Annotated in this window: 17 protein-coding genes; 11 read left to right on the top strand and 6 right to left on the bottom strand. The window is 44.3% G+C overall.

All coding sequences use genetic code 11. The annotated features are described in order from the left end of the window. The first annotated feature begins 26 nt into the window (after positions 1–26). Together A8F94_RS01510 and A8F94_RS01515 are read left to right on the top strand one after the other, a co-directional pair. On the top strand, positions 27–704 hold the full coding sequence (locus A8F94_RS01510) for an HAAS signaling domain-containing protein (protein WP_066194487.1): 678 nt from the start codon (positions 27–29) through the stop codon (positions 702–704). 60 nt (positions 705–764) lie between these two features. After that, entirely contained in the window at positions 765–2,216 is a 1,452-nt protein-coding gene (locus A8F94_RS01515; RefSeq protein ID WP_066194489.1) for a DUF4153 domain-containing protein, read from the top strand. A 306-nt stretch (positions 2,217–2,522) separates the two neighbouring features. On the opposite strand, the gene A8F94_RS01520 is transcribed toward A8F94_RS01515, so the two are convergent. Both A8F94_RS01520 and A8F94_RS01525 read right to left on the bottom strand, forming a co-directional pair. Then, the gene (locus tag A8F94_RS01520) at positions 2,523–3,191 is read right to left on the bottom strand and encodes a DUF975 family protein (RefSeq protein ID WP_066194492.1); all 669 of its coding nucleotides are present in this window, start codon (positions 3,189–3,191) and stop codon (positions 2,523–2,525) included. Positions 3,192–3,513: 322 nt separating this feature from the next. After that, a complete protein-coding gene (locus A8F94_RS01525; protein ID WP_066194496.1) occupies positions 3,514–4,533 on the bottom strand; it encodes an LLM class flavin-dependent oxidoreductase in 1,020 nt (339 codons plus the stop codon). Positions 4,534–4,723: 190 nt separating this feature from the next. Here A8F94_RS01525 and A8F94_RS01530 point away from each other — a divergent pair, with 190 nt between their 5' ends. Beyond that, positions 4,724–5,314: a molybdopterin-dependent oxidoreductase gene (locus A8F94_RS01530; RefSeq protein ID WP_066197157.1), complete on the top strand. Its 591-nt coding sequence runs from the start codon at positions 4,724–4,726 to the stop codon at positions 5,312–5,314. Between the two features lie 381 nt (positions 5,315–5,695). Next, positions 5,696–7,066 (top strand): aldehyde dehydrogenase, encoded by a 1,371-nt coding sequence (locus A8F94_RS01535; protein ID WP_066194499.1) that lies wholly within the window; start codon positions 5,696–5,698, stop codon positions 7,064–7,066. Between the two features lie 80 nt (positions 7,067–7,146). Here the strand turns inward: A8F94_RS01535 and A8F94_RS01540 are convergent, their stop codons facing one another. After that, positions 7,147–7,677, bottom strand: coding sequence for a MerR family transcriptional regulator (locus A8F94_RS01540; protein ID WP_066194502.1), 531 nt, complete (start codon positions 7,675–7,677; stop codon positions 7,147–7,149). Positions 7,678–7,765: 88 nt separating this feature from the next. Further along, positions 7,766–8,728 (bottom strand): MerR family transcriptional regulator, encoded by a 963-nt coding sequence (locus tag A8F94_RS01545; RefSeq protein WP_077247513.1) that lies wholly within the window; start codon positions 8,726–8,728, stop codon positions 7,766–7,768. Positions 8,729–9,080: 352 nt separating this feature from the next. Between A8F94_RS01545 and A8F94_RS01550 the strand changes: the two genes are divergently transcribed. After that, entirely contained in the window at positions 9,081–9,572 is a 492-nt protein-coding gene (locus A8F94_RS01550; protein ID WP_066194505.1) for a L,D-transpeptidase family protein, read from the top strand. Positions 9,573–9,884: 312 nt separating this feature from the next. Next, on the top strand, positions 9,885–11,123 hold the full coding sequence (locus A8F94_RS01555) for an ATP-binding protein (RefSeq protein WP_066194508.1): 1,239 nt from the start codon (positions 9,885–9,887) through the stop codon (positions 11,121–11,123). A 331-nt stretch (positions 11,124–11,454) separates the two neighbouring features. Here A8F94_RS01555 and mntR read toward each other — a convergent pair whose 3' ends face one another. Together mntR and A8F94_RS01565 are read right to left on the bottom strand one after the other, a co-directional pair. Then, positions 11,455–11,877: a transcriptional regulator MntR gene (gene mntR / locus A8F94_RS01560; RefSeq protein ID WP_066194512.1), complete on the bottom strand. Its 423-nt coding sequence runs from the start codon at positions 11,875–11,877 to the stop codon at positions 11,455–11,457. A gap of 199 nt (positions 11,878–12,076) precedes the next feature. After that, entirely contained in the window at positions 12,077–13,924 is a 1,848-nt protein-coding gene (locus A8F94_RS01565; RefSeq protein ID WP_066194515.1) for a M6 family metalloprotease domain-containing protein, read from the bottom strand. A 491-nt stretch (positions 13,925–14,415) separates the two neighbouring features. On the opposite strand from A8F94_RS01565, the gene helD reads away from it, so the two are divergent. The 5 genes from helD (at position 14,416) to A8F94_RS01590 (ending at position 19,417) form a co-directional block, all read left to right on the top strand. After that, the gene (gene helD, locus A8F94_RS01570; RefSeq protein WP_066194519.1) at positions 14,416–16,743 is read left to right on the top strand and encodes an RNA polymerase recycling motor HelD; all 2,328 of its coding nucleotides are present in this window, start codon (positions 14,416–14,418) and stop codon (positions 16,741–16,743) included. Between the two features lie 124 nt (positions 16,744–16,867). Then, the gene (locus A8F94_RS01575; protein WP_066194521.1) at positions 16,868–17,257 is read left to right on the top strand and encodes a hypothetical protein; all 390 of its coding nucleotides are present in this window, start codon (positions 16,868–16,870) and stop codon (positions 17,255–17,257) included. A 21-nt stretch (positions 17,258–17,278) separates the two neighbouring features. Continuing rightward, positions 17,279–17,677 carry a DUF350 domain-containing protein gene (locus A8F94_RS01580; protein ID WP_066194524.1) on the top strand — a complete coding sequence of 133 codons (399 nt, stop codon included), beginning with the start codon at positions 17,279–17,281 and terminating at the stop codon, positions 17,675–17,677. A gap of 10 nt (positions 17,678–17,687) precedes the next feature. Beyond that, positions 17,688–18,152, top strand: a complete 465-nt coding sequence (locus tag A8F94_RS01585; protein WP_066194526.1) for an RNA helicase — start codon at positions 17,688–17,690, stop codon at positions 18,150–18,152. Further along, a complete protein-coding gene (locus A8F94_RS01590) occupies positions 18,149–19,417 on the top strand; it encodes a glutathionylspermidine synthase family protein (RefSeq protein ID WP_066194529.1) in 1,269 nt (422 codons plus the stop codon). The genes A8F94_RS01585 and A8F94_RS01590 overlap by 4 nt, the downstream gene beginning before the upstream one ends. Positions 19,418–19,875 lie beyond the last annotated feature (458 nt).

A 19,875-nucleotide genomic window follows, 5' to 3' on the forward strand; every position in this document is an offset into this window, starting at 1 on the left:
TATATTCAATTTCAGGAGACGGCTGCATGGAACAAGTAAACAGTGAAAGACAAGGGAATGGGGCTGATTTTAAACGCCTTAAAAGCGAGTTTTTGAAGGAGTTATCGCTCCATCTCGGCTCAATTGACGAAAAGGAATCCATCCTGACTGATTATGATGCGCATCTTGATGACATGCTGATTGAGATGATGGACGTAAGCGTAGCCGAAGCGAAAGACGCCATTTATATAAGGCTGGGCACACCCGGTGAAATTGCGGCATTGTGGCGGGATGAAGTTAACGTTACTCCAAGCAATATGAAATGGCTGTTTGTACTTCTGAATGTTTTTCTGTTTGCCGGGGGTGCAGGTTTGACGGCTGCCCATAATGTTTTGGAGTGGGGATGGATCCGGACAATTTGGAACTATGTAATATCAATTCCGATTATTATTTCGTTTATTTATCTATTCTTCTGGGCACTGCTCGGTTATGAAATCGGGCGAAGCTTCGGCCATAAAGGCAGAAGCCTTGTCCGCAAAACGTTTCTACTGGCTTTGGTTCCCAACCTAATAATGATGGTGCTGACTGTGTTTGGAATCATTCCTCATAAATGGTTCGATCCACTTTTGACGAATCAGTTCATTGCCGCTTGTATCGGTTTTACAGCTATGCTTTATCCGGTTTCAATACTTGGCTATCACTGGGGAAAGCGTGCCTCGGTATAAGCTTTTTTTTACACAGGTACATAGTTATTCTATATACATAGAATTGGGAGGTTTAGAATCATGGAACTGCGAATGAAAAAAGAGGATTGGCTGTTTTTAGTGCTTTGCCTTGCGCTTGGGGTGCTCGCAGAAGAAGCGTTCCTATGGTCACAGCTTGGAATTTCTTATTTTATCTTTATTTTTGCTTTTTATGGACTGTTCTTCTGGAGATTCAGGAAATTCCCATACCGGAATCAGCGGCTTGGCTGGCTCGTCTTAGGTGCAATCTGGGTTTTATCGGCAACCTATTTCCTATACGATACCGGGGTGTTTTATGCCCTAAACCTGCTTGCCATTCCCGTATTGGTAATCTTCCACATTTCTTTGATAACAGGTCCAAAGAGTGCCGACTGGGCTAATCCAGCGTTCCTTGCCCATATCATCATGCGTATGATTGAGAGCATTGTCTATAATCTTGGAGTTGTACAGTTATTGGGCCGAATCATACAACGGAGGGCAAAAGGAAGAAATTCAGCTGTGTTGTCAAAGGTACTAATCGGTATCGGAATTTCAATTCCAGTTCTGTTTGTGGTTCTGAACTTGCTAATCTCGGCAGACAGCCAGTTCGAACGGATCATAACAAACATTGACTGGTTCAGTTTTAACGGCGAAACGCTTTTTCGGATCATCGCTGTCTTAGTTTTTACATTCTCCTTCTTCGGATTTATGCAAGTCCATCTGAAAAAGAGAGTGGAACTGAACCCCATTCGCTTCGGTGAACCCCCCCTGGGACTGGATCCTGTTATTATATTGACTGTTCTTTTGCTTTTGGACGCAGTTTATGTCCTGTTTGTTGGCGTACAGTTCACTTATTTCTTTAGTGGAACGCTCGGCGAAGGCTATACCTTTGCAGAATACGCGCGACGGGGCTTCTTCGAATTAGTCGTTGTATCGCTCATCAATTTAACGGTATCCGTAACTGTGCTTTATTTTACAAAAAAGAGAGAAGGGGGACTGTGGAGAATCATTCAGTCCGGCTTGTCTGTACTCGTTCTCTCCAGCGGGGTGATCCTCACTTCCGCATTTATGAGAATGCTGATGTATGAAGAGGCATATGGGTTTACAATCTTAAGGGTACTTGTGCATTCGTTTATGATTTTCCTGCTCGTTATTTTCACGTATACGCTTGTGAAAATTTGGCTTAGCCGCCTTTCATTGATTCACTTTTATTTCATTGCGGCTCTCATTTTTTATACCGTCCTGAATGTGATCAGCATTGACCAAATTGTTGTTGACCGGAACCTGGACCGGTATGAACAGACCGGAAAGATTGATGTTGAATACCTTGCCTACATGTCAGATACGGGATTGATTGCTCTAATTGATTTGTATCATAAAAATCCTGAAGTGCCCCGTTTGAAGGATGTTTTGAAAGATAAATTGGCAGCGGGTGACGGGGAAGACCATTGGCAGTCGTTTAATTTGACGCGTGAACGCGCAAAAGAAAAGCTGATGGAATTGGATATAAAGTGAAACTTCAATCAGTGGGGGTTTTCTTCCTCCCCCTCTGATTGTTAGTCCCGTTCTACTGCCGCTAATTCGCCGAAGAGCGCGGCGACCTAAGCGGCACTACGAACCCAATTGGTTCAACTATGCGGCTGAAAATCACAGCGGCAAGTTTCACTGTATCTCACCAATCGGGCATTTACGGGCAGTTGATCCCTCCACCTATCTTCTTAGTATATTTGGAATTTTGAGGTGGGGAATCTTACTGCCCGTTAATGCGGGATAAATGAATAAAAATAAGCGGCCTTCCGGTAAGGGAGGCCGCTTTGCTGTCTAAATTGCCGCGTTTTGCGGTTGGCGATGTTCAATTAGATTTTGATAAAAAGACGCTAATGCTGAAGTGAAGTAAGGAACGAGCCAAATTAGTCCAATTCCCAGCGTCAAGATTGACAGCAGCGCCCAGCCAATAAAGCTTAGCGTGAGCAGGAAGTATTTCCACTTGTACCCATCCATGAGCTTCCGGCTTTCAGTAATAACATCATTAACAACCATATCGGGATTGTCCTTCAGAATGAAATAGGCCTGGGAATAGGCAAGGGCTTTTATAATGCCAGGGACAAGCAAAAGGAGACTCCAAAGGATTGTATATATTAGTGTCAAAAGGTAAAGTCCAATTGTCTTGAAATAGATTCCCGCTTTTGACACATTTCCAAACAGTTTTCCCACACTTACAGATTTACCCCGCTGCAGGTCCAGGAACAGCCAATAGTAGCTGTATAAAATAGGGCTTATGGCAATTGTCGCTATCCAGGACAGCGTAGATGCCTCGACTGGCGGAACCTCCGCATAGTACCAGGCTTCAAAGCCGCCGCTTCCCAGGATTTCAATAATCATAGGAATGAAGGTGAAAAACGCAAATGTGACAATAGACAGCACGATTGCGATTCCCCACCGGCCGGATAATGAAGCCAGCGCATCCTTTTTTATTTCTTTAATACTCAAATTCTTTTCCCCCTTTTTGTTTATCATTCTAGTATATAGCAAACTTTGCGGTTTTTGTCTGCAATTTTTTCTTAAGTATCTATTGTAATATGTTATTGGTTTTTGTTTAGTTGATTTCAACTCCAATCAACCATGTGGATACCAAGCCTTTGTTTTTATAATTGCAACAAAGTTTGTGAATACAGCTTTGGGGTAAGAACAGGGGGTTAATCCTGGGCATCGCTTTGAGAAATTGAAAGAAGTTTCCCGTCTGACTAAAACTAGCAAAGTAAATGTTGCTGCTAATAAAAGCCGCCTTCCAATCAGCTTGGAAGGCGGTATCCTATTGGTTCAGTTCATTCATGATTTGAGCTGCATACTCAAATGATTTGAGGCGGTCCTGGGGGTCAAAGATTTGAGCATTAATTATAACTTCATCGGCTGATGTTTCATCAATGAATTCCTTGAGACGCATCTTTACTGTTTCCTTTGTCCCTGTAAACGTGGACTGTGCACGGCCTTCAAGCAGCATCAATTCATAATCGCTCGCCAAATGCTCGAGGCTCTCAACAGGCGGCCGGAGCTTGCCTGGGCGGTTACGGATGAGCTGGAGGAATTGCTGCTGCATTGAGGTAGCCAGCCACTTTGCTTTTTCATCCGTTTCTGAAGCGATAATGTTGACGCCAACCATTGCATATGGTTCAGCCAATATTTCTGAAGGCTGGAAGAATTGCCGATATACCTGGAGAGCAGCAAGCGTGTTTTCTGGAGCGAAATGGCTTGCAAATGCGAATGGCAGCCCGAGTTTTCCTGCAAGCTGTGCGCTGAAGCCGCTTGAACCGAGCAGCCAAATAGGCACTTTCAGCCCCTCACCGGGGATGGCGCGGACATGGATGACTCCTTCCCGCCTCGAAGGGTCAAAGTAGGCGCGAAGTTCCTCGACCTGGTTGGGAAAGTCATCTGCACTAGTCCTCCAATCACGTCTCAGTGCAGAGGCTGTCAGCTGGTCCGTACCGGGTGCGCGGCCAAGTCCGAGATCAATCCTGCTCGGAAACAGAGATTCCAACGTACCGAATTGTTCGGCAATGACAAGAGGGGAGTGATTGGGCAGCATGACCCCGCCAGAGCCGACCCGGATAGAATTCGTGTGTGCAGCTACCTGGCCAATAACAACAGCCGTTGCTGAACTGGCGATTCCGGGCATATTGTGGTGCTCAGCTAGCCAAAACCGATGATACCCCCATTTTTCGGCATGCTGGGCAAGGTCAACCGTGTTTTTCAGCGAATCTGCAGGTGTGCTTCCTTCCGTTACAGGTGACAGGTCAAGGACTGAATAGCGGACTGTTTTTTTATCTGCGGGCATTCTTATCACTTCTTTCAAAAGTCTCTTTACTCGGATTGTATCAGCTAAATGAATGGACTGAAAGCAGATTGCCCAAATGCCTTATTTTCCTCATATTTTTAAAAAGAAAGAAAGTGTTTGAGTTCTGTTTCTTGCATATAAGCCCTTGAATCAATACTATGGAGAAAAAGGAAAAAGGAGGATGAGCATGATGGGAAAAGTTCTGCCGCCAGGTCAATTTGAAACGGAAAAATGGCCAATCCTCCATCAAGGGGACGTGTACAAGTTTAACGAGGACACTTGGCAGTTCCAGCTATTTGGAGAGGTTGAAAAGGAAGTGACCCTTACCTATAAACAGATTATGGAGCTTCCCAAAACAATATCGACGATTGATATGCATTGTGTGACGACCTGGTCCAAGTTCGCGACGACTTTCGAGGGAGTTGCCCTTAGGGATCTCCTTAAGCTCGTAAACGTAAAGGAGGAGGCCAGGTACATAAAAATTTATGGATACCTGGACGGAGACCCGCAAGGCTATTCTGCAAATTTGCCGCTCGCCCCATTAATGGGAGATGATTCCTTGTTCGTTTACCGCTGGAAAGATAAGCACCATGGATGGCAGGATGTGGATCCCAAACATGGATATCCATTACGATTTATTCCTCCCGCATCGTTTTACCTTTGGAAAGGGACAAAGTGGGCGACGGGAATTGAATTTATGAAAGAAGACCAAGCCGGATTCTGGGAAGAGTTGGGTTATTCAATGACTGCCAATCCTTTTAAGGAAGAGCGCTTCCGATAATACATTAGCATGCTGCCTCAGGTTCCGAATGTTTCGGAACGAGCTGAAATTCTGAAGACGATTCCAACTGATTCCAGAACATTTCCCGTCGTGGTTCCGAACGCCTCGGAAAGGGGATTTGAGCCTTGGAGAACATCCGAATGACTCGGAACCGGGATGTGACTTGCGAATGACTCGGAACCGGGATGGGAACCTTTAAATACCATGCGAACGCTTCGGCACCAGGGTGTGAACGTTTCAAAACCAGGTTATGATCCAAACAAGGTCGTACACTATCTAGACCCATTTACTAATACGGCTTCGAGCTATTCGAAACGAAGCTGCGAACGTTTCGATAAACAGATACCAATCGAAACTATTCTTTTTTATGGGGGGAAACCAATGGATATTTATTCCTCGCTAGTGCAAAAGCAACGGGCTTTTTTTGCAACAGGGAAAACAAAGGATATTGATTTTCGGAAACAGGCACTTGCCAAGCTGCGCCAGCTGATCCAGGACAATGAGGAAAAGTTCCTCGAAGCATTAAAACAAGATTTGAATAAAAGTGAATTTGAGTCCTATTTAACAGAAGTTGGCGTTGTCCTGAGTGAGTTGAAGTTTACCGAGAAACATGTTGAAAAATGGTCCAAACCAAGGCGGGTGAAAGGAACACTCGTACTTGCAGGCTCAAAAAGCTTTATTTATCCAGAGCCATATGGTGTTTCACTAATCATTTCTCCGTGGAATTACCCATTTCAGCTTGCATTTGCTCCGTTAATTGGGGCAATAGCAGCCGGCAATTGTGCCATCCTGAAACCTTCCGAACTTACCCCTGCAACTTCCAGGCTACTTGCAGAAGTAGTAGGGAGAGCGTTTCCGGATGAGTATATTGCTATTGCCGAGGGCGGTATAGAGGCGAGCCAGGGATTATTAAAAGAAAAAGTCGATTATATTTTCTTCACTGGAAGTGTTCCAGTCGGACGGATCATCATGGAAGCAGCGGCCAAAAACCTGACCCCTGTCACGCTAGAGCTTGGCGGAAAAAGCCCCTGTATCGTTCATCATGATGCAAACCTTACGCTCGCCGCAAAGCGGATTGCCTGGGGAAAATTCATCAATGCCGGCCAAACGTGTGTGGCGCCGGACTATCTATATGTACAGAAATCAGTTAAAAAGGAGTTCCTGAAGCTTCTAAAAGATGCAATTACGGAAATATACGGCGAAGCTCCGCATGATAGTGAAACGTTCACAAGAATTGTGAGTGAACGCCATTTCGATCGGCTTGTTGGTTTCCTTAGCGATGGAAAACCGCTAGTTGGCGGCCGGTTCAACAAGGACAGGCTTTCAATTGAGCCAACCGCTCTTGATGGAGTGAATTGGGATTCACCTGTCATGCAGGATGAAATATTCGGACCAATTTTACCGATACTCGAGTATGAAGATTTGTCCGAAGTGGTTGAAGAGGTGACTGACCGCCCTAAACCGCTGGCGTTCTATGTGTTTTCGGAGAGTGAATCATTCCAGCAAGAAATTCTCGGTTCTTTTTCCTTCGGAGGAGGCTGTATCAATGACACTGTTATGCATTTGGCATCTCCGTACCTGCCATTCGGTGGAGTAGGGGAAAGTGGAATCGGCGCCTATCACGGCAAAGGAAGCTTCGATGTCTTTTCACATGAAAAGAGCATTTTGAAGCAGTCAACGAAATTCGATTTGCCTTTTCGGTACCAGAATACGAAGGACGGTTTGAAAAAAATCAAGATGTTTTTAAAATGAAAAGACCTGGGTGGCGGCCACTCAGGTCTTTTCGTGATAATGGATCATAAAAGAAGTTGACCACAACATATCATACTGTTTTAAAATCCTAAAAATACCGTAAAGAAGTTCCGTTTCTTTTTTCGCTTAATCGGCAATCCGGTATCGAAGACAAGCGGAGCATCCTTTCGTACTGCCTCCTGATTGGCAGAGGGCGGGACTTGCCTTTGCAGGCTCGCCACAGTTGCCGCAAGCTCTGAAACGGTTTTCTGCAATTCCTCGATTTCCCTGCGGTGCTGGAGGAGCTGATACGATGCTACGGAATCGGCCTTTCCATCAAGGCGGCGCTCCACTTCACTGAACTTCATGAACAATTCCTCTAGTTCAGGTTGGATTTCCACCGCTTTAACAGCACCTTTCCGCGGATTATTCTCCCTGATTGGTGCAATGTCCTGGAGAAGGGCGCCATTCTGGATTTTATCCCGGATTTCCTCCAGGAGCGGGAGATCTTCCTCCTTGAAGGTGTAATGGCCTCGTTCATTCCGTTCCATAGGCAAATTCAATTGTTTAACCCAGCGTTGTACCGTGCTTGTCGATACACCAAGATGTTTGGCAACTTCGCTTGAATTCATTTTGATTCCCCCATACTATTTTTTCTACAGGCGGTAAAAATAGTCCCTCTCTATACAATTCCAATTCATATATGAAAGTTATAGGTTCTCATCCCCAGAATCTCCACCATTTCTTTTCTTTGGCTGCAGCCGTTTCACGGAAATTTGAGACGATTTCCTGAAGGAGCTCTTCACGGCGGTCCATTTCCTGGCTATGGATCATACGTTCCATATTCAGTGTTTCCATATAAAATTCACGATCCTTAATCAAGGTGTCATTGAAGCTTTCTACAACATTTTCAGCAATGAGATTTGCATCCGACATTGACTTTATTAAGGCTTTCATTTCTTTGGACGAGCGTTCTGAAGCATGGACCATCCGCTTGTTCAAACTGGAGATTTGCTCTCCGGTATTTTTTGAAACATTGGAAATACTGCTCGAAAGGAATCTGGCTGTTTCGGAAGCTTGTTCCGAAGATTTCGAAACCACATCTGCCAGTTCAGCCACTTCGGCGAGGGTCCGTTCACTGGACTTGTAAATGGAATCTGATAATGTTTTCACAGTATGAAATGAGCCTTTGGAAACTTCCTTCTTAACTTCTTCGATAATCTCCTTTTTTACGGCCGTTCTGATTTCTTCACGAACACCTGCCAGGAATTCCTGTTTATAAGCATCCATCGCAGCAAAAAATGCTTCTGTATCCAATGCCGGTGGAGCCGGGGGGGTCGTGGAAACAGGAACGGCCTGATTAACAGGGGCGGGCTTCATCTCTTTGACTACCTTTACTTGGGTTCCGAGTGATTCGGAAGCGTCTTCCGACATTTGGCGAAAGTGCTGCTGAATCAGCTCTCTAATCATATCCTTGCCTAGATTCTTTTCACGCATCTGCTTAATTTTTTCGAGAAGTGTGATTTCTGTTTCACTATAAAATCGGGATCCCTGTCTTGTCCTCGGAATTATAAGAAGACCATTGAAGTCCCTTTCCCATTGGCGGATAGTTCCTGGGGGGACACTAATCATTTTTGATACTTCCTGAATTGTATAGGCTTTCATAACCTGTCCGTCTTTCATATAGATGCATCCTTTCTAATCAGAAAATTAGACCACAGAGGAAACTTATAACTTACTTAAATAAAGTTTTGACGTAGATAGTGAATTTTCCTGCAGGCTGACAAAAGCTATCAAAACTAGTGGTTTTGCGCTGATTAGAAACAAATTTTGTAGTTTTCGCGCCGTGTTGGGACGAATGGGAGAGAAACAGCCAACAGAGAAGGGAATATGCCAGGCAGTGTCGATATCTGTTCTAAGGGCAGACATAGCCTGCAACAGCCTCTCTAAAAAACCGCCTTGAAGCTGCTTCCTTTCAGTTGCCATGCAACTGGTTACCATGACTTGAATATGCTGTCTAAAAGGCGTGATTCCAATGATCCATATTGTTAAAAAAGGCGAAAAGCTTGCCACCATCGCGGTAAATTACAGGGTCAGCCTCTCAAGATTACGGAAGGCAAACCCGGGTTTAGGGGAAAGGATCCATGCAGGTCAAAGGATAACCATTCCTGGACTCCCTGATCCCTCAACGGTTCCGTTTCGAATTGATGTGTCGGTTAGGGGAAGAAAGCTTACATTATTTAGGAACGGCCGAGCAGAAAAAACGTATCCAATTGCAGTCGGGAAGATGCTTACAGCTACTCCGCTGGGGGACTATGTCATCGTGAATCGCGAACCGAATCCAGGCGGGCCATTTGGTGTAATGTGGCTTTCCCTATCAAAGGCAGGGTATGGCATACACGGTACGAACAATCCCGCCTCAATAGGCAAGGCAGTTTCGCATGGGTGTATCCGCATGCAAAACCACGATGTGTTGGAACTTGCTGCAAAGGTCCCCAATGGAACACGTGTTGTTATTCACCCCTAAAAACAAAAGCGCAAGCGGCCTAGGTGACACAGTTACAGAGCGCTTCATGACAAACAAATTGGGACCTGTACTGCGATTATACTTATAGGAAGATTATCTTTGTGTCCCTGGGATGATAAATCTTGGGGGCTTTCTTTTTTGCCCTTTGAGATTATCTAAACATCGGATGTAAGGATGAAGTTTATACTAGTAAGAATTGGGAAATTTCTATAAAGGAATAAAAAACTATGAAAAATGGCTAATCTTGCAGGAATAAAGCTGGAAATTGTCGAATGATTACAGACAATCTACTTACAATGGACGGGGTGTGACATGAAAATTACAGGGCAAGTGTCACTTTTGGCTTTATCACTCATCTATCTAATCTATGAAATAACATATTATGGAGAGCAAGCCATTAAATTTGAAACAGTCCTTCCCGTTCTACTCGCTTTAGTCGTTGGCTGGCAATACGACAGCTATCAATATTACATTAAAAGGTCGCGTGAGAATGAACAAAGTTACCGCTCTTTAATTGATTCGCTTCCAGAATCGGTCGTCATCCATCATAACTATGAAGTTCTATATGTAAATGAAGCAACGCTAAAAATGATGAAAGCGAAGGACAGGGATGAACTTGTAGGGCACAATCTGTTTGAATTTATTGACCCTGAGTATTTTGAGCGCACAAAAGAGAGGATGCGGATTGCAAAACAGCAAGGTAAGCCGCTTCCAAGGCTGGAACATAAAGTTATTAGACTAGATGGGGTACCTATTTTCTATGAAGTTTCCAGCATGTCGATTTCGTATGGGGGGAAAAAATGCCTGTTGACAATTGGAAAAGATATCACGAATCAGCGGGAAGAAACAGAGCGGCTGCTGCAAAAGTCAGATAAACTTGCATTACTGGGCCAAATGGCGGCAGGTATTGCGCATGAAATCAGGAACCCGCTTACTTCTATTAAAGGGTTTATCCAACTATTTAAAGCAGACAATGATAAAAAAGAGTATTACGACATTGTATTGTCAGAGCTCGAAAGGATAAATAACATTGTCAGCGAATTTCTCGTCCTCGCCAAACCTTCTGCGGCTGTATTCAAAGAAAAGGATATTACACAGATCCTAAATGATGTAGTAACGTTGATTAATACGCAGTCGATTTTAAACAATGTTGAAATCTCAACCGAATACGAAACGGATATCCCCCATGTAATTTGTGAGGAAAATCAATTAAAGCAGGTCTTTATTAATCTCTTGAAAAATTCAATTGAAGCTATGCCTGAAGGCGGCCATATCCGCATCCGTTCCCGTAAAGTGAATGAAGGCGAGATCATGGTAAGAATCCAGGATGCTGGGATCGGCATACCTGAGGAACGAATGGAAACCTTAGGGGAGCCTTTTTATACGACGAAAGAAAAAGGGACGGGACTTGGCCTTATGACCTGTTTTAAAATTATAGAAAGCCATAACGGAAAGTTAATCATTTCAAGTAAAGTAGGGGAAGGGACTTCGATTGTCATTCTTTTACCCTCGATCGGCCAGCCGCTCTTAAAAAAGACAGTAAATTTATAGGGTAAAATGCCGTTCCGGGGAGGGACGGTTTTTTTGCGAAAGTTGACTCACAAACGTTCCGATAACTATCCCTTCTGGAAAAGAAAAACGCCCGCCTCCAAGCCAGCCCGGGGGAGGTGGGCTTTTGCTTAAGACGGGGTTTTTAAAAGTATTGCCGGAGCAGTGCTTGTTTATGCAACACGATGCGATGTTTTTGTTTTTTATTGTTTAACTATCCAAAAGCCTCAAATCCGTCGGCAAATGTGCATTGCAACAAAATGAATCACGAGTTGGTTTGCCAATGAAAATGAAAAAAACTAAGCTGCCCAAAGTCACCGGCAGCTTAGTTTTTTCATTCCTCTTCAGTTTTTTCCTGCAGCTCCTTTAGGCGGATAACAATAGACGCATCCTCCTGAAGAAGCTGAACAAGATCGCCTATCCGGTCGATGGCATTCCAGCTCAGATGATGCTCAATTCCTTCAACATCCTTATAGATGTTTTCCTCTTCAACTCCAATTAGGGTAAGAAACTGCTCAAGGAGGTCATGCCTTTCCACAAGGCGTTTCCCAATTTTCTTTCCTTTGGATGTAAGGACAAGCCCCCGGTATTTTTCATATACAAGGTAATTATCTTTATCTAGCTTTTGAACCATTTTCGTAACCGAAGAAGGCTGGACAGACAGGTTGTCCGCAATGTCCGATACCCGTGCATAGCCTTTTTGTTCGATAAGCAGATATATTTGTTCAATATAATCTTCCATACTAGGTGTTGGCATCTTTTTCCCACTTTCCCCGGCATTCTCGCCTTTAATTATATAAAACAAGCGATGCCGTTACAAGGCGAAAAGGGGAGAAGCTTTCGTTCCTGCTAAGGAGTACTCCCAATCGCCTGTATAATTTTCGAATGCCCCGTTTTATTATTTACCTAAAAAACAAACCGGATTCCACTTGAGGGAACCCGGTTCTGCCAGTTTACTATTTTTTTGAGCTGTCAGAGTTATAGAAAAACTTGGCGGTAATTGAACCATCCGCGTTTTCTTTAATGTCTGTAACATGAATTCCAGAATCAGCTGGTGTAGCATTTTGGCCCTTCCAGAAATAGTAGGAACCTGTGTGGACATTTCCTGAAACAGGAGTAATTTTTGAACCTGTCTTGAAGAAGTCACCTGCATCGCCGCGATTCTTGTTGCGTTCCAAATCGTATTTACCATCAGCCTGAAGGACAGATAGGCCATAGTGAGTTACTTTTGTGCCGTTCGAAGCAGTTTGGTACTGGTTATACTGGAAGCGCTTGTTCATCCAGTTTTCAACGTTGTTCGGACGGAAGCCTGCAGTCTGGTAAAGGCTGATGACATTTTCGTCAACATGCCATGCAAGTAGGCCATGAGAATCTTTACCTTGGCGGATCAAGCCCTGGTTGAAGCCACTTTGCTGAACATTTTCAAATAGGAAGTATTCCGTGCCGTTTGAGCCTGGAACTTCCATTTTCACAATCCCGTTATCCGCATCAGCTTTATCAACGGATGGAAGAGTAATTTCATGAACTCCATCTTCTGGCTTCACTTCAATTGGATTTGCCCAGCCAAGGAAGATTTTTGAGAATGGATCAAAGTGAGTAGGCGAGTTACCCGCATATGGAGCTGCATCCGGATAACGCATCCAGGAACCGCCTGCCATCATCGAGTAGTTACCTACACCTTCAGACGAGTAAACCGTGTCATAGAAGTCAGGCAAGCCAAGAGCATGACCGAATTCGTGAGCGTACACACCAGTTTGAGCAGGGAATGGACCTGTTTTCAGATCTTCCTTATAACTGTTTGTTGCTGCGTCATAACCCGCAACGTTTCCGCCAATACCTGGCTGAATGTTGTAAGCGTTGACCGTTACTCCGTCATACGTTAAATCATCTTCAATGTCAGCCGCCCATTCCGACCATTCAGCGTTAGAGACAACACCATCACGGTTTTTATCAGCATCGACATATCCAGTTTCATAGTATTTGCCATAGTAAAGTGCACTTAGCAGATTCCACTTATGTGACCACCACTGTGCCGGGTCACGGCTGAATTCGGCACCCGTTCCTTCATGGACAACAAATATGTTTGGCACTTCGCCATCAACGGCATACTTCGAGAAGTCAACCTGCTCGTCTGCAGCCTTTAAAAGGTCTCGAATAAATTCACCTGTTTTAGCATCACCATTGGCATTGCCCAAAACATATTTACCGTTTTCCGCATATTTTCCTTCCTGGTCAAGGTAGTAGGAAGCGCCTTTTGGCATTTCAACCCAGACGAATTCAGTATCCTCATAGCGGACAAGGTTTGTTTTTCCATAGGAAGCCTCTTTATATGCGTTTTGCATCGTGCGGTTCTTTGGTACATCCGGACCATCATATTGCTTGAACTGCTCCAGCTCATACGGGTTGTATTCGTCACCAAAAATTAAGTCTTCAAAATAATGAGCTGGTACTTGTCCAGGCATATCGCCAACCGGCTCATCGCCATCTGGATATTTTGCAAGAATCGCTAGAACTGGAATGTCCCCAGTTGCTTCTTTGTAAGCAACATGGTTATTGCCAGGCTTCTGGAACTTTGTACCTTGATTGGCGATTTTTTCGGCCGGATCAGCCTTTGAAATATCAAAACCTTCTTTTTTTGCCCTATCCGCCAATTCCGGGGATGCGCCAACATATTGGGCGAGACTTAAGTCATATGTAGGTTTTGCTTTGGCAGCAGGAGCATCACCTGCAGGCTGTAAACCTGCCAGTCCGATACTTCCAGCAAGCGCCAGCACTAAACCGGTTTTAGAAAGAACCTTTAACAAGAACACCACTCCTATAATTTTGATAGTTTGAATATATCAGAATAATTTGTTATTCAACAACGCGGCTTTTTACCTATATTAAAATGAGGGTCTATAAGAGTTTTGGCTATAAAATTCTGAATATTAGTACTATTATCAGTCTAAATAGAATATTTTTGGCAATAATCCGTTTCCACAGCTAGGACTTAACGACTAGTATATTTAGAGTTTTGTCGAAAAAAGTCGAAAAGTTTTTTAGCCTCTCGAAAGTTTCAGTGAGAGATTAAAATTTAAGAGAGTACAAGATTGTTCTCTTCAAGAATGGGTAAATTAATTTGATGGAGGTTATTCGTTAAGGAGCCATGGTAAAAAAGCAGGCAAAGTTCATATACTAATACTATGTGAAAAGTACTATGTTTTTAGTTGGTTAGCCTGGGTTGTTGTGGTACGATGATAATCCGGTATTAAATTGGAAATGATTACACATCTCTAGAACAATTGGAGTGATCGGGATGGATAAAGAATTACAAACAGAACAAAAACGGGTTAATGAAGTCATAAAGGAAATAAACTCCCAGAAAGAAAAGATTGTTAAAGAAAGTGGCCAGGTAGGAGAAGAAGTCCTTTCCCTAAGGCAAACGTTCTGGGAAGATGTTACGGTCAATCTCGACGATCCTGATGATATAAATGAAACCGCTGCGAGCCTCCGGCAGCAAGCTGAACTTCTCGGAGAGCGCGAACGGACAAGAGGCCAAATGACCCGCCAAATGAGGATCCTTGAGCGGCTTCGCTATTCACCGTATTTTGGCAGGATAGATTTCCACGAGGCAGGCGAGAGCCATTCGGATAAAATATACATAGGCATTGCATCCTTAATGGACGAGCAAAAAGAAAACTTCCTCATCTATGACTGGCGCGCACCCATTTCAAGCGTATACTATGACTATTCGCCTGGCCCAGCAGTCTATGAGACACCAGAAGGAATGATTACTGGCGAGCTGGAACTCAAGCGCCAGTATTTGATCAGGGGCGGAAAAATCACCGGCATGTTTGATACCGGTGTTACAATTGGGGACGAAATGCTGCAGGAAGTTTTAGGAAACCAGGCAAGCACTCAGATGAAAAGCATTGTCGCCACCATCCAGAGTGACCAGAACAAAATCATCCGCAATGAAAAGAGCCGGTACCTGATCGTACAGGGAGTGGCAGGAAGCGGCAAAACGTCCGCTGCGCTACAACGGGTTGCCTATCTCCTTTATCGGTATAGAGGGACGCTTTCATCGGAAAACATTATGCTATTCTCGCCGAATCCGCTTTTTAATAGTTATGTTGCCACAGTTCTTCCTGAACTAGGCGAGGAGAATATGCGCCAGGCAACGTTTATGGAGTATCTTAATCACCGAATTGGATCGGCTTATAAGCTGGAGGATTCTTTTGACCAAATGGAATATCTTCTATCTAATGAAGATAGCCCCGAGTACAAAGCTAGGGTCGCCGGAATCCGATATAAATCAGGACTCAAGTTTAAACAACAAATAGATCACTATTCAGAAAAGCTTTCGCAAGGCGGTATCGCTTTTAAGGATATCCGCTTCAGAAAAAGAGTTCTCGTCTCCAGGGGCGAAATAGGCAGCTTCTTTTACTCGCTTCCCAGGGACATATCCATACCAAACCGAATCCAGCAGGTCAGGGATTGGTTGTTCAAGCAATTAAGGAAAGAAATGAAAGTTGAGCAAGGGAAGCCTTGGGTCGAGGAACAAATCCAGTTCCTTGAAAAAGAGGATTATATCGAAGCATTCAAGAAGCTTGAGGAGAAAAAGCAATACCAGGAAAATACGTTTGATGATTTTGACCGCGAACAAAAGCTGCTTGCTGAAATGGTCGTAAAGAACAAATTCAAGCCCTTATTTAATGGAGTAAAAAAACTCCGGTTTATTGACAGAATGGCAAACTATAAACAACTGTTCCGTTCACAAATTTCGGATGGGACACTTCCGGCCGAATGGACTCAAATTTGCAAGCAGACATTGAGAAAACTCGATGATGGCTGTATTCAGTGGGAAGATGCTGCTCCATTTGTGTATCTGCAGGATCTTTTAGAGGGAAGAGCGTCCGGAACTGGTGTAAAACATATTTTCATTGATGAGGCACAGGATTATACACCTTTTCAATTTGAATTTTTAAATATGCTGTTTCCTTACAGCAAAATGACTCTCCTCGGTGACTTCAATCAGGCGATATTTTCCGGAGCAACTGGCTCGTTGACTGTCATGACTGAAGACCTTGAAGAGGAAGGAATTGAACGAATTACGTTGAACCGCACCTACAGGTCAACAAAGGAAATAGTTGAGTTTACTAGTGAACTGCTTGAAGATGGCCAGGACATTGAAGCGTTTGCCAGAGAGGGAGAGAAGCCGGTGGTCACACTTCTCACTGGAAACGGACAGCTTCGCGAAGCTATTCTTTCGACGATCAAAGGGCTGCAGCAGGAAGGCCACCGCACCATTGCAGTCATTTGCCGAACTGCCAAGGAAAGTATGGAAGCCTATTCGCTCCTGAAATCAATCCAGGTAAGACTGATTGAAAAAGGGACCGTATCGTTTGAACCAGGTATCCTTGTCATCCCAGCCTATTTGGCAAAAGGCATCGAGTTTGATGCAGTCATCATGTTTGATGCCTCTCAATACAGGCATGAACGAGAACGGAAGCTATTTTACACAGCCTGCACACGTGCGATGCACAAGCTTCTCCTATTCTGTACGGATGGAGTCAGCCCGTTAATGGAAAAAGTTCCAGAATCGGTCTATACTAAGGTGGAAAGTTCACAAAAGCCAGAATAAAGCTTTTGGGTGTATGAATAAAAATGTCTTTGTTCATTGGCATAAAAACATTGGCATTTGAAACCTTTTTTTACACCGATTCGTACAACAAGAAACAACCTAACCATAAAAACGAGGGGATAACATGAAGAAAACAACAAAGCTGATGGCAGCCGTTTCCTCAACGGCCCTGGCTCTTGGACTTGTCGGCTGCAGCACATCCGGGCAGAATGAATGGGAGTCCTCGGCTGGGCAATCAGGCGACATCCCGCCAATGCCTGAAAACACGAATTGCAAGCAGTGGGATTGGGATGAAGATGACGGCGTCTGGGAGTGCAAGGACCGGAACTCAAGCTATTTCGGACATTTGTTTTTCGCCGGAATGTTCTTCTCCAATAAGTCGGCTCTTTATAAAAACAGGGAGTTCATGAATTACCGGAATAGCCCGAGTTTCAAAGGCAAAGCCGGTACAGGCGATTCGGTGCGTAACGGAAGCCCTGGTTTTGGGAGGGGTACAACAAATACCGGCGGTTAATTGCTGAAGGGAGAACTGTTGATGGAATTGTATGCAAATTTCTTTGCGTATCTTGGTGTGGGATTGGCGCTCCTCACCGCAGGTATTTTATTATTTGTATGGAGTACGCCAAAAATTAAGGAATTTAGCCTGATCAGCCAGAAAAACCTGACAGCCGCACTGTCGCTCGGGGGAAAAATTATAGGGTTGGCATTTGTCCTCGGTGCCGCTGCGGAATATTCTGTTTCACTCGTTGATATGGCGATTTGGGGAACAATCGGGATTCTTGCGCAAATAGCAGCATTTAATCTTGCCGAACTGATTACCATTCGTTATTCGATAAGCAAGGCTATTGAAGAGGACAACCGTGCTGTTGGAATTATGTTGCTTTCACTTTCAGTCTCAATAGGCTGGATAGTTGCTAGATGTCTCTCTTACTAAGAGGTGTGCGATGCTAAAAAAACTAATCTATTATATTGACCAGGGAAACGGTACGTACAAGCCGTTCTATGAGTACGAGGCTCCTGAAGTGGAAATTGATGAATTTTACGCCCGCCAGCTTTGTACGTATTTTATTATGAGGGGAACACAGTACGAGCTGCTCGCAAATGAGATGGAAGGGGACGAAGACATCCTTGTTTTAAAGGAAATCGGAAAGAATTTTCCGGCAATGGATGAGGAGAACTTCCATGGAAGAGGGCTTTATATCGAGTTTCGAAGCCATGATGAGCGCGAAAATTACAAAAAAATCGTCCTGCTCGCGGTCAATACCCATTTTGAAATCATCAGGTATTTGCTGAAGGATATTGTAGATGTTCCCGGGCAAGGACAGATGGAGCGGACCTCGACCGAAATTGATGAAGACCGGGGCGTATACGTAATTTATGTAAAACCATTGGAGGAGGATGTGGCATGACATCCTCTTTTTATCATGAAAAAAGAAAAGCATTTTACAGGGGTATTTCCGGTTTTTGGCCTGATTTATATGGGGAAGAGTATGCGCTTTTTGATATTGCGGTTCTGGAGGGTGCAGAATTCCAGGCAATCAGGGATGCCAGCGGCAAAATCGGCCATATTCTTTTTAAAACAAACGAATTGCTACGGAACCTTGATGAAGGGAGCCTTGCCGAAATGGGCTACCCTGCCGAAACGATTCCTTACTTGGGACAGAAGCCTGCTCTCTTTGAAACAACCATCGCGCGCCTTGACCTGGCGTTGACTCCTTCTGGCATAAAGGTGCTTGAAATCAATTCAGACACACCTACATTTATAAAGGAATGCTTCTCTGTCAATGGAAGGCTGTGTGCTGAATTTGGAATGGAAAACCCGAATTACAGTCTGGAAGGAGTACTTGCCGATGCAGTCAGGAAAAGCGTCCACGCTGCCGCTGCCTCTGTTTCGGTTAGTCATCCGTATATCATTTTTACAGCTCATGGAGAGAATATTGAAGATCGGGAAACGAGCATCTATTTAAAGGAAATTTCCGGCGTTCCCTCAAAATTCGTGCCACTGGATCAGCTTTCAATCGAGCAGGGGGAAGGATTGTTCGACAGCCATGGCATCAAAATTGATGTCCTATACCGGCAAACCTATCCGATTGAGAATATGGTGAAGGATCAGGATGAACAAGGAAATCCAATCGGTATCTGGCTGCTAGAACTCGTCGCAGAAGGCAAATTGGCCATCGTTAACCCCGTATCAGCCTTTCTTTTACAAAATAAAGCTGTGTTGGCGATTATCTGGAACCTCCATATGGAAGGAAACCCATTTTATACAGAACAAGAACATGGCTGGATTGACGAGTTTTTTCTTCCGTCATACCTTGAACCGGATCCTTTTCTTGAACAGGGAAAAAAATTCGTCAAGAAACCTGTGTTCGGCAGAGAGGGAGATACAGTTGAAATCTTTTCAGCCGGCGGCAGTCTCGAGCTGGCCGATGAGCAAACCTCTTATTCTGAGTACGTTTCTCTCTACCAGGAATTTGCGGAACTTCCTAAAATGCGTTTCCAATCTGAAAAAGGCGAGCAGGATGGGCATATTCTGACCGGATGTTTCCTAATAGGAGGCAAGCCCGCTGCAATCGGGTTCCGCGCAGGAGGGCCCATCACTAATAACCTATCCTACTTCCTACCAGTGGCAGAGGGGAAGGGGAAGGGTTCTCCTGCGCCGATGGCCAGGTAAATCGAAAAAAATACGAACAGTGCCAGGCACTGTTCGTATTTCACGAAAAAAGGTGCAAACCGATTGGTCTGCACCTTTCTTCTGATTCTGTTTACAACAGAACCGTTTGCTTTGTCCCAAAAACTTAGGACCAAGACTTACATCAATCAGCTAAGGTAACGATTTGCACGAGGTCGAGTCGATATTAAATATATCGATTATAGACGAGCGTGCCTTTCGACAGCTCTGCAAATGTCCCTTCACCACTTGCAAGCCCAAGAACTAACCTTTGAGTCGCTGTTTCTCTTGCATATTGCAATTTGAACCAGTCCCTCCTGTTTTGCTTTTGGTCTTGCTTCCAAAGCAGCTAGGGTAACGATTTGCACGGGGTCGAATCGATATTAAATATATCGATTATAGACGAGCGTGCCTTTCGACAGCTCTGCAAATGTCCCTTCACCACTTGCAAGCCCAAGAAC

Origin of the sequence: Bacillus sp. FJAT-27225, assembly GCF_001685025.1 — a bacterium.
GTDB lineage: Bacteria > Bacillota > Bacilli > Bacillales > Cytobacillaceae > Bacillus_D.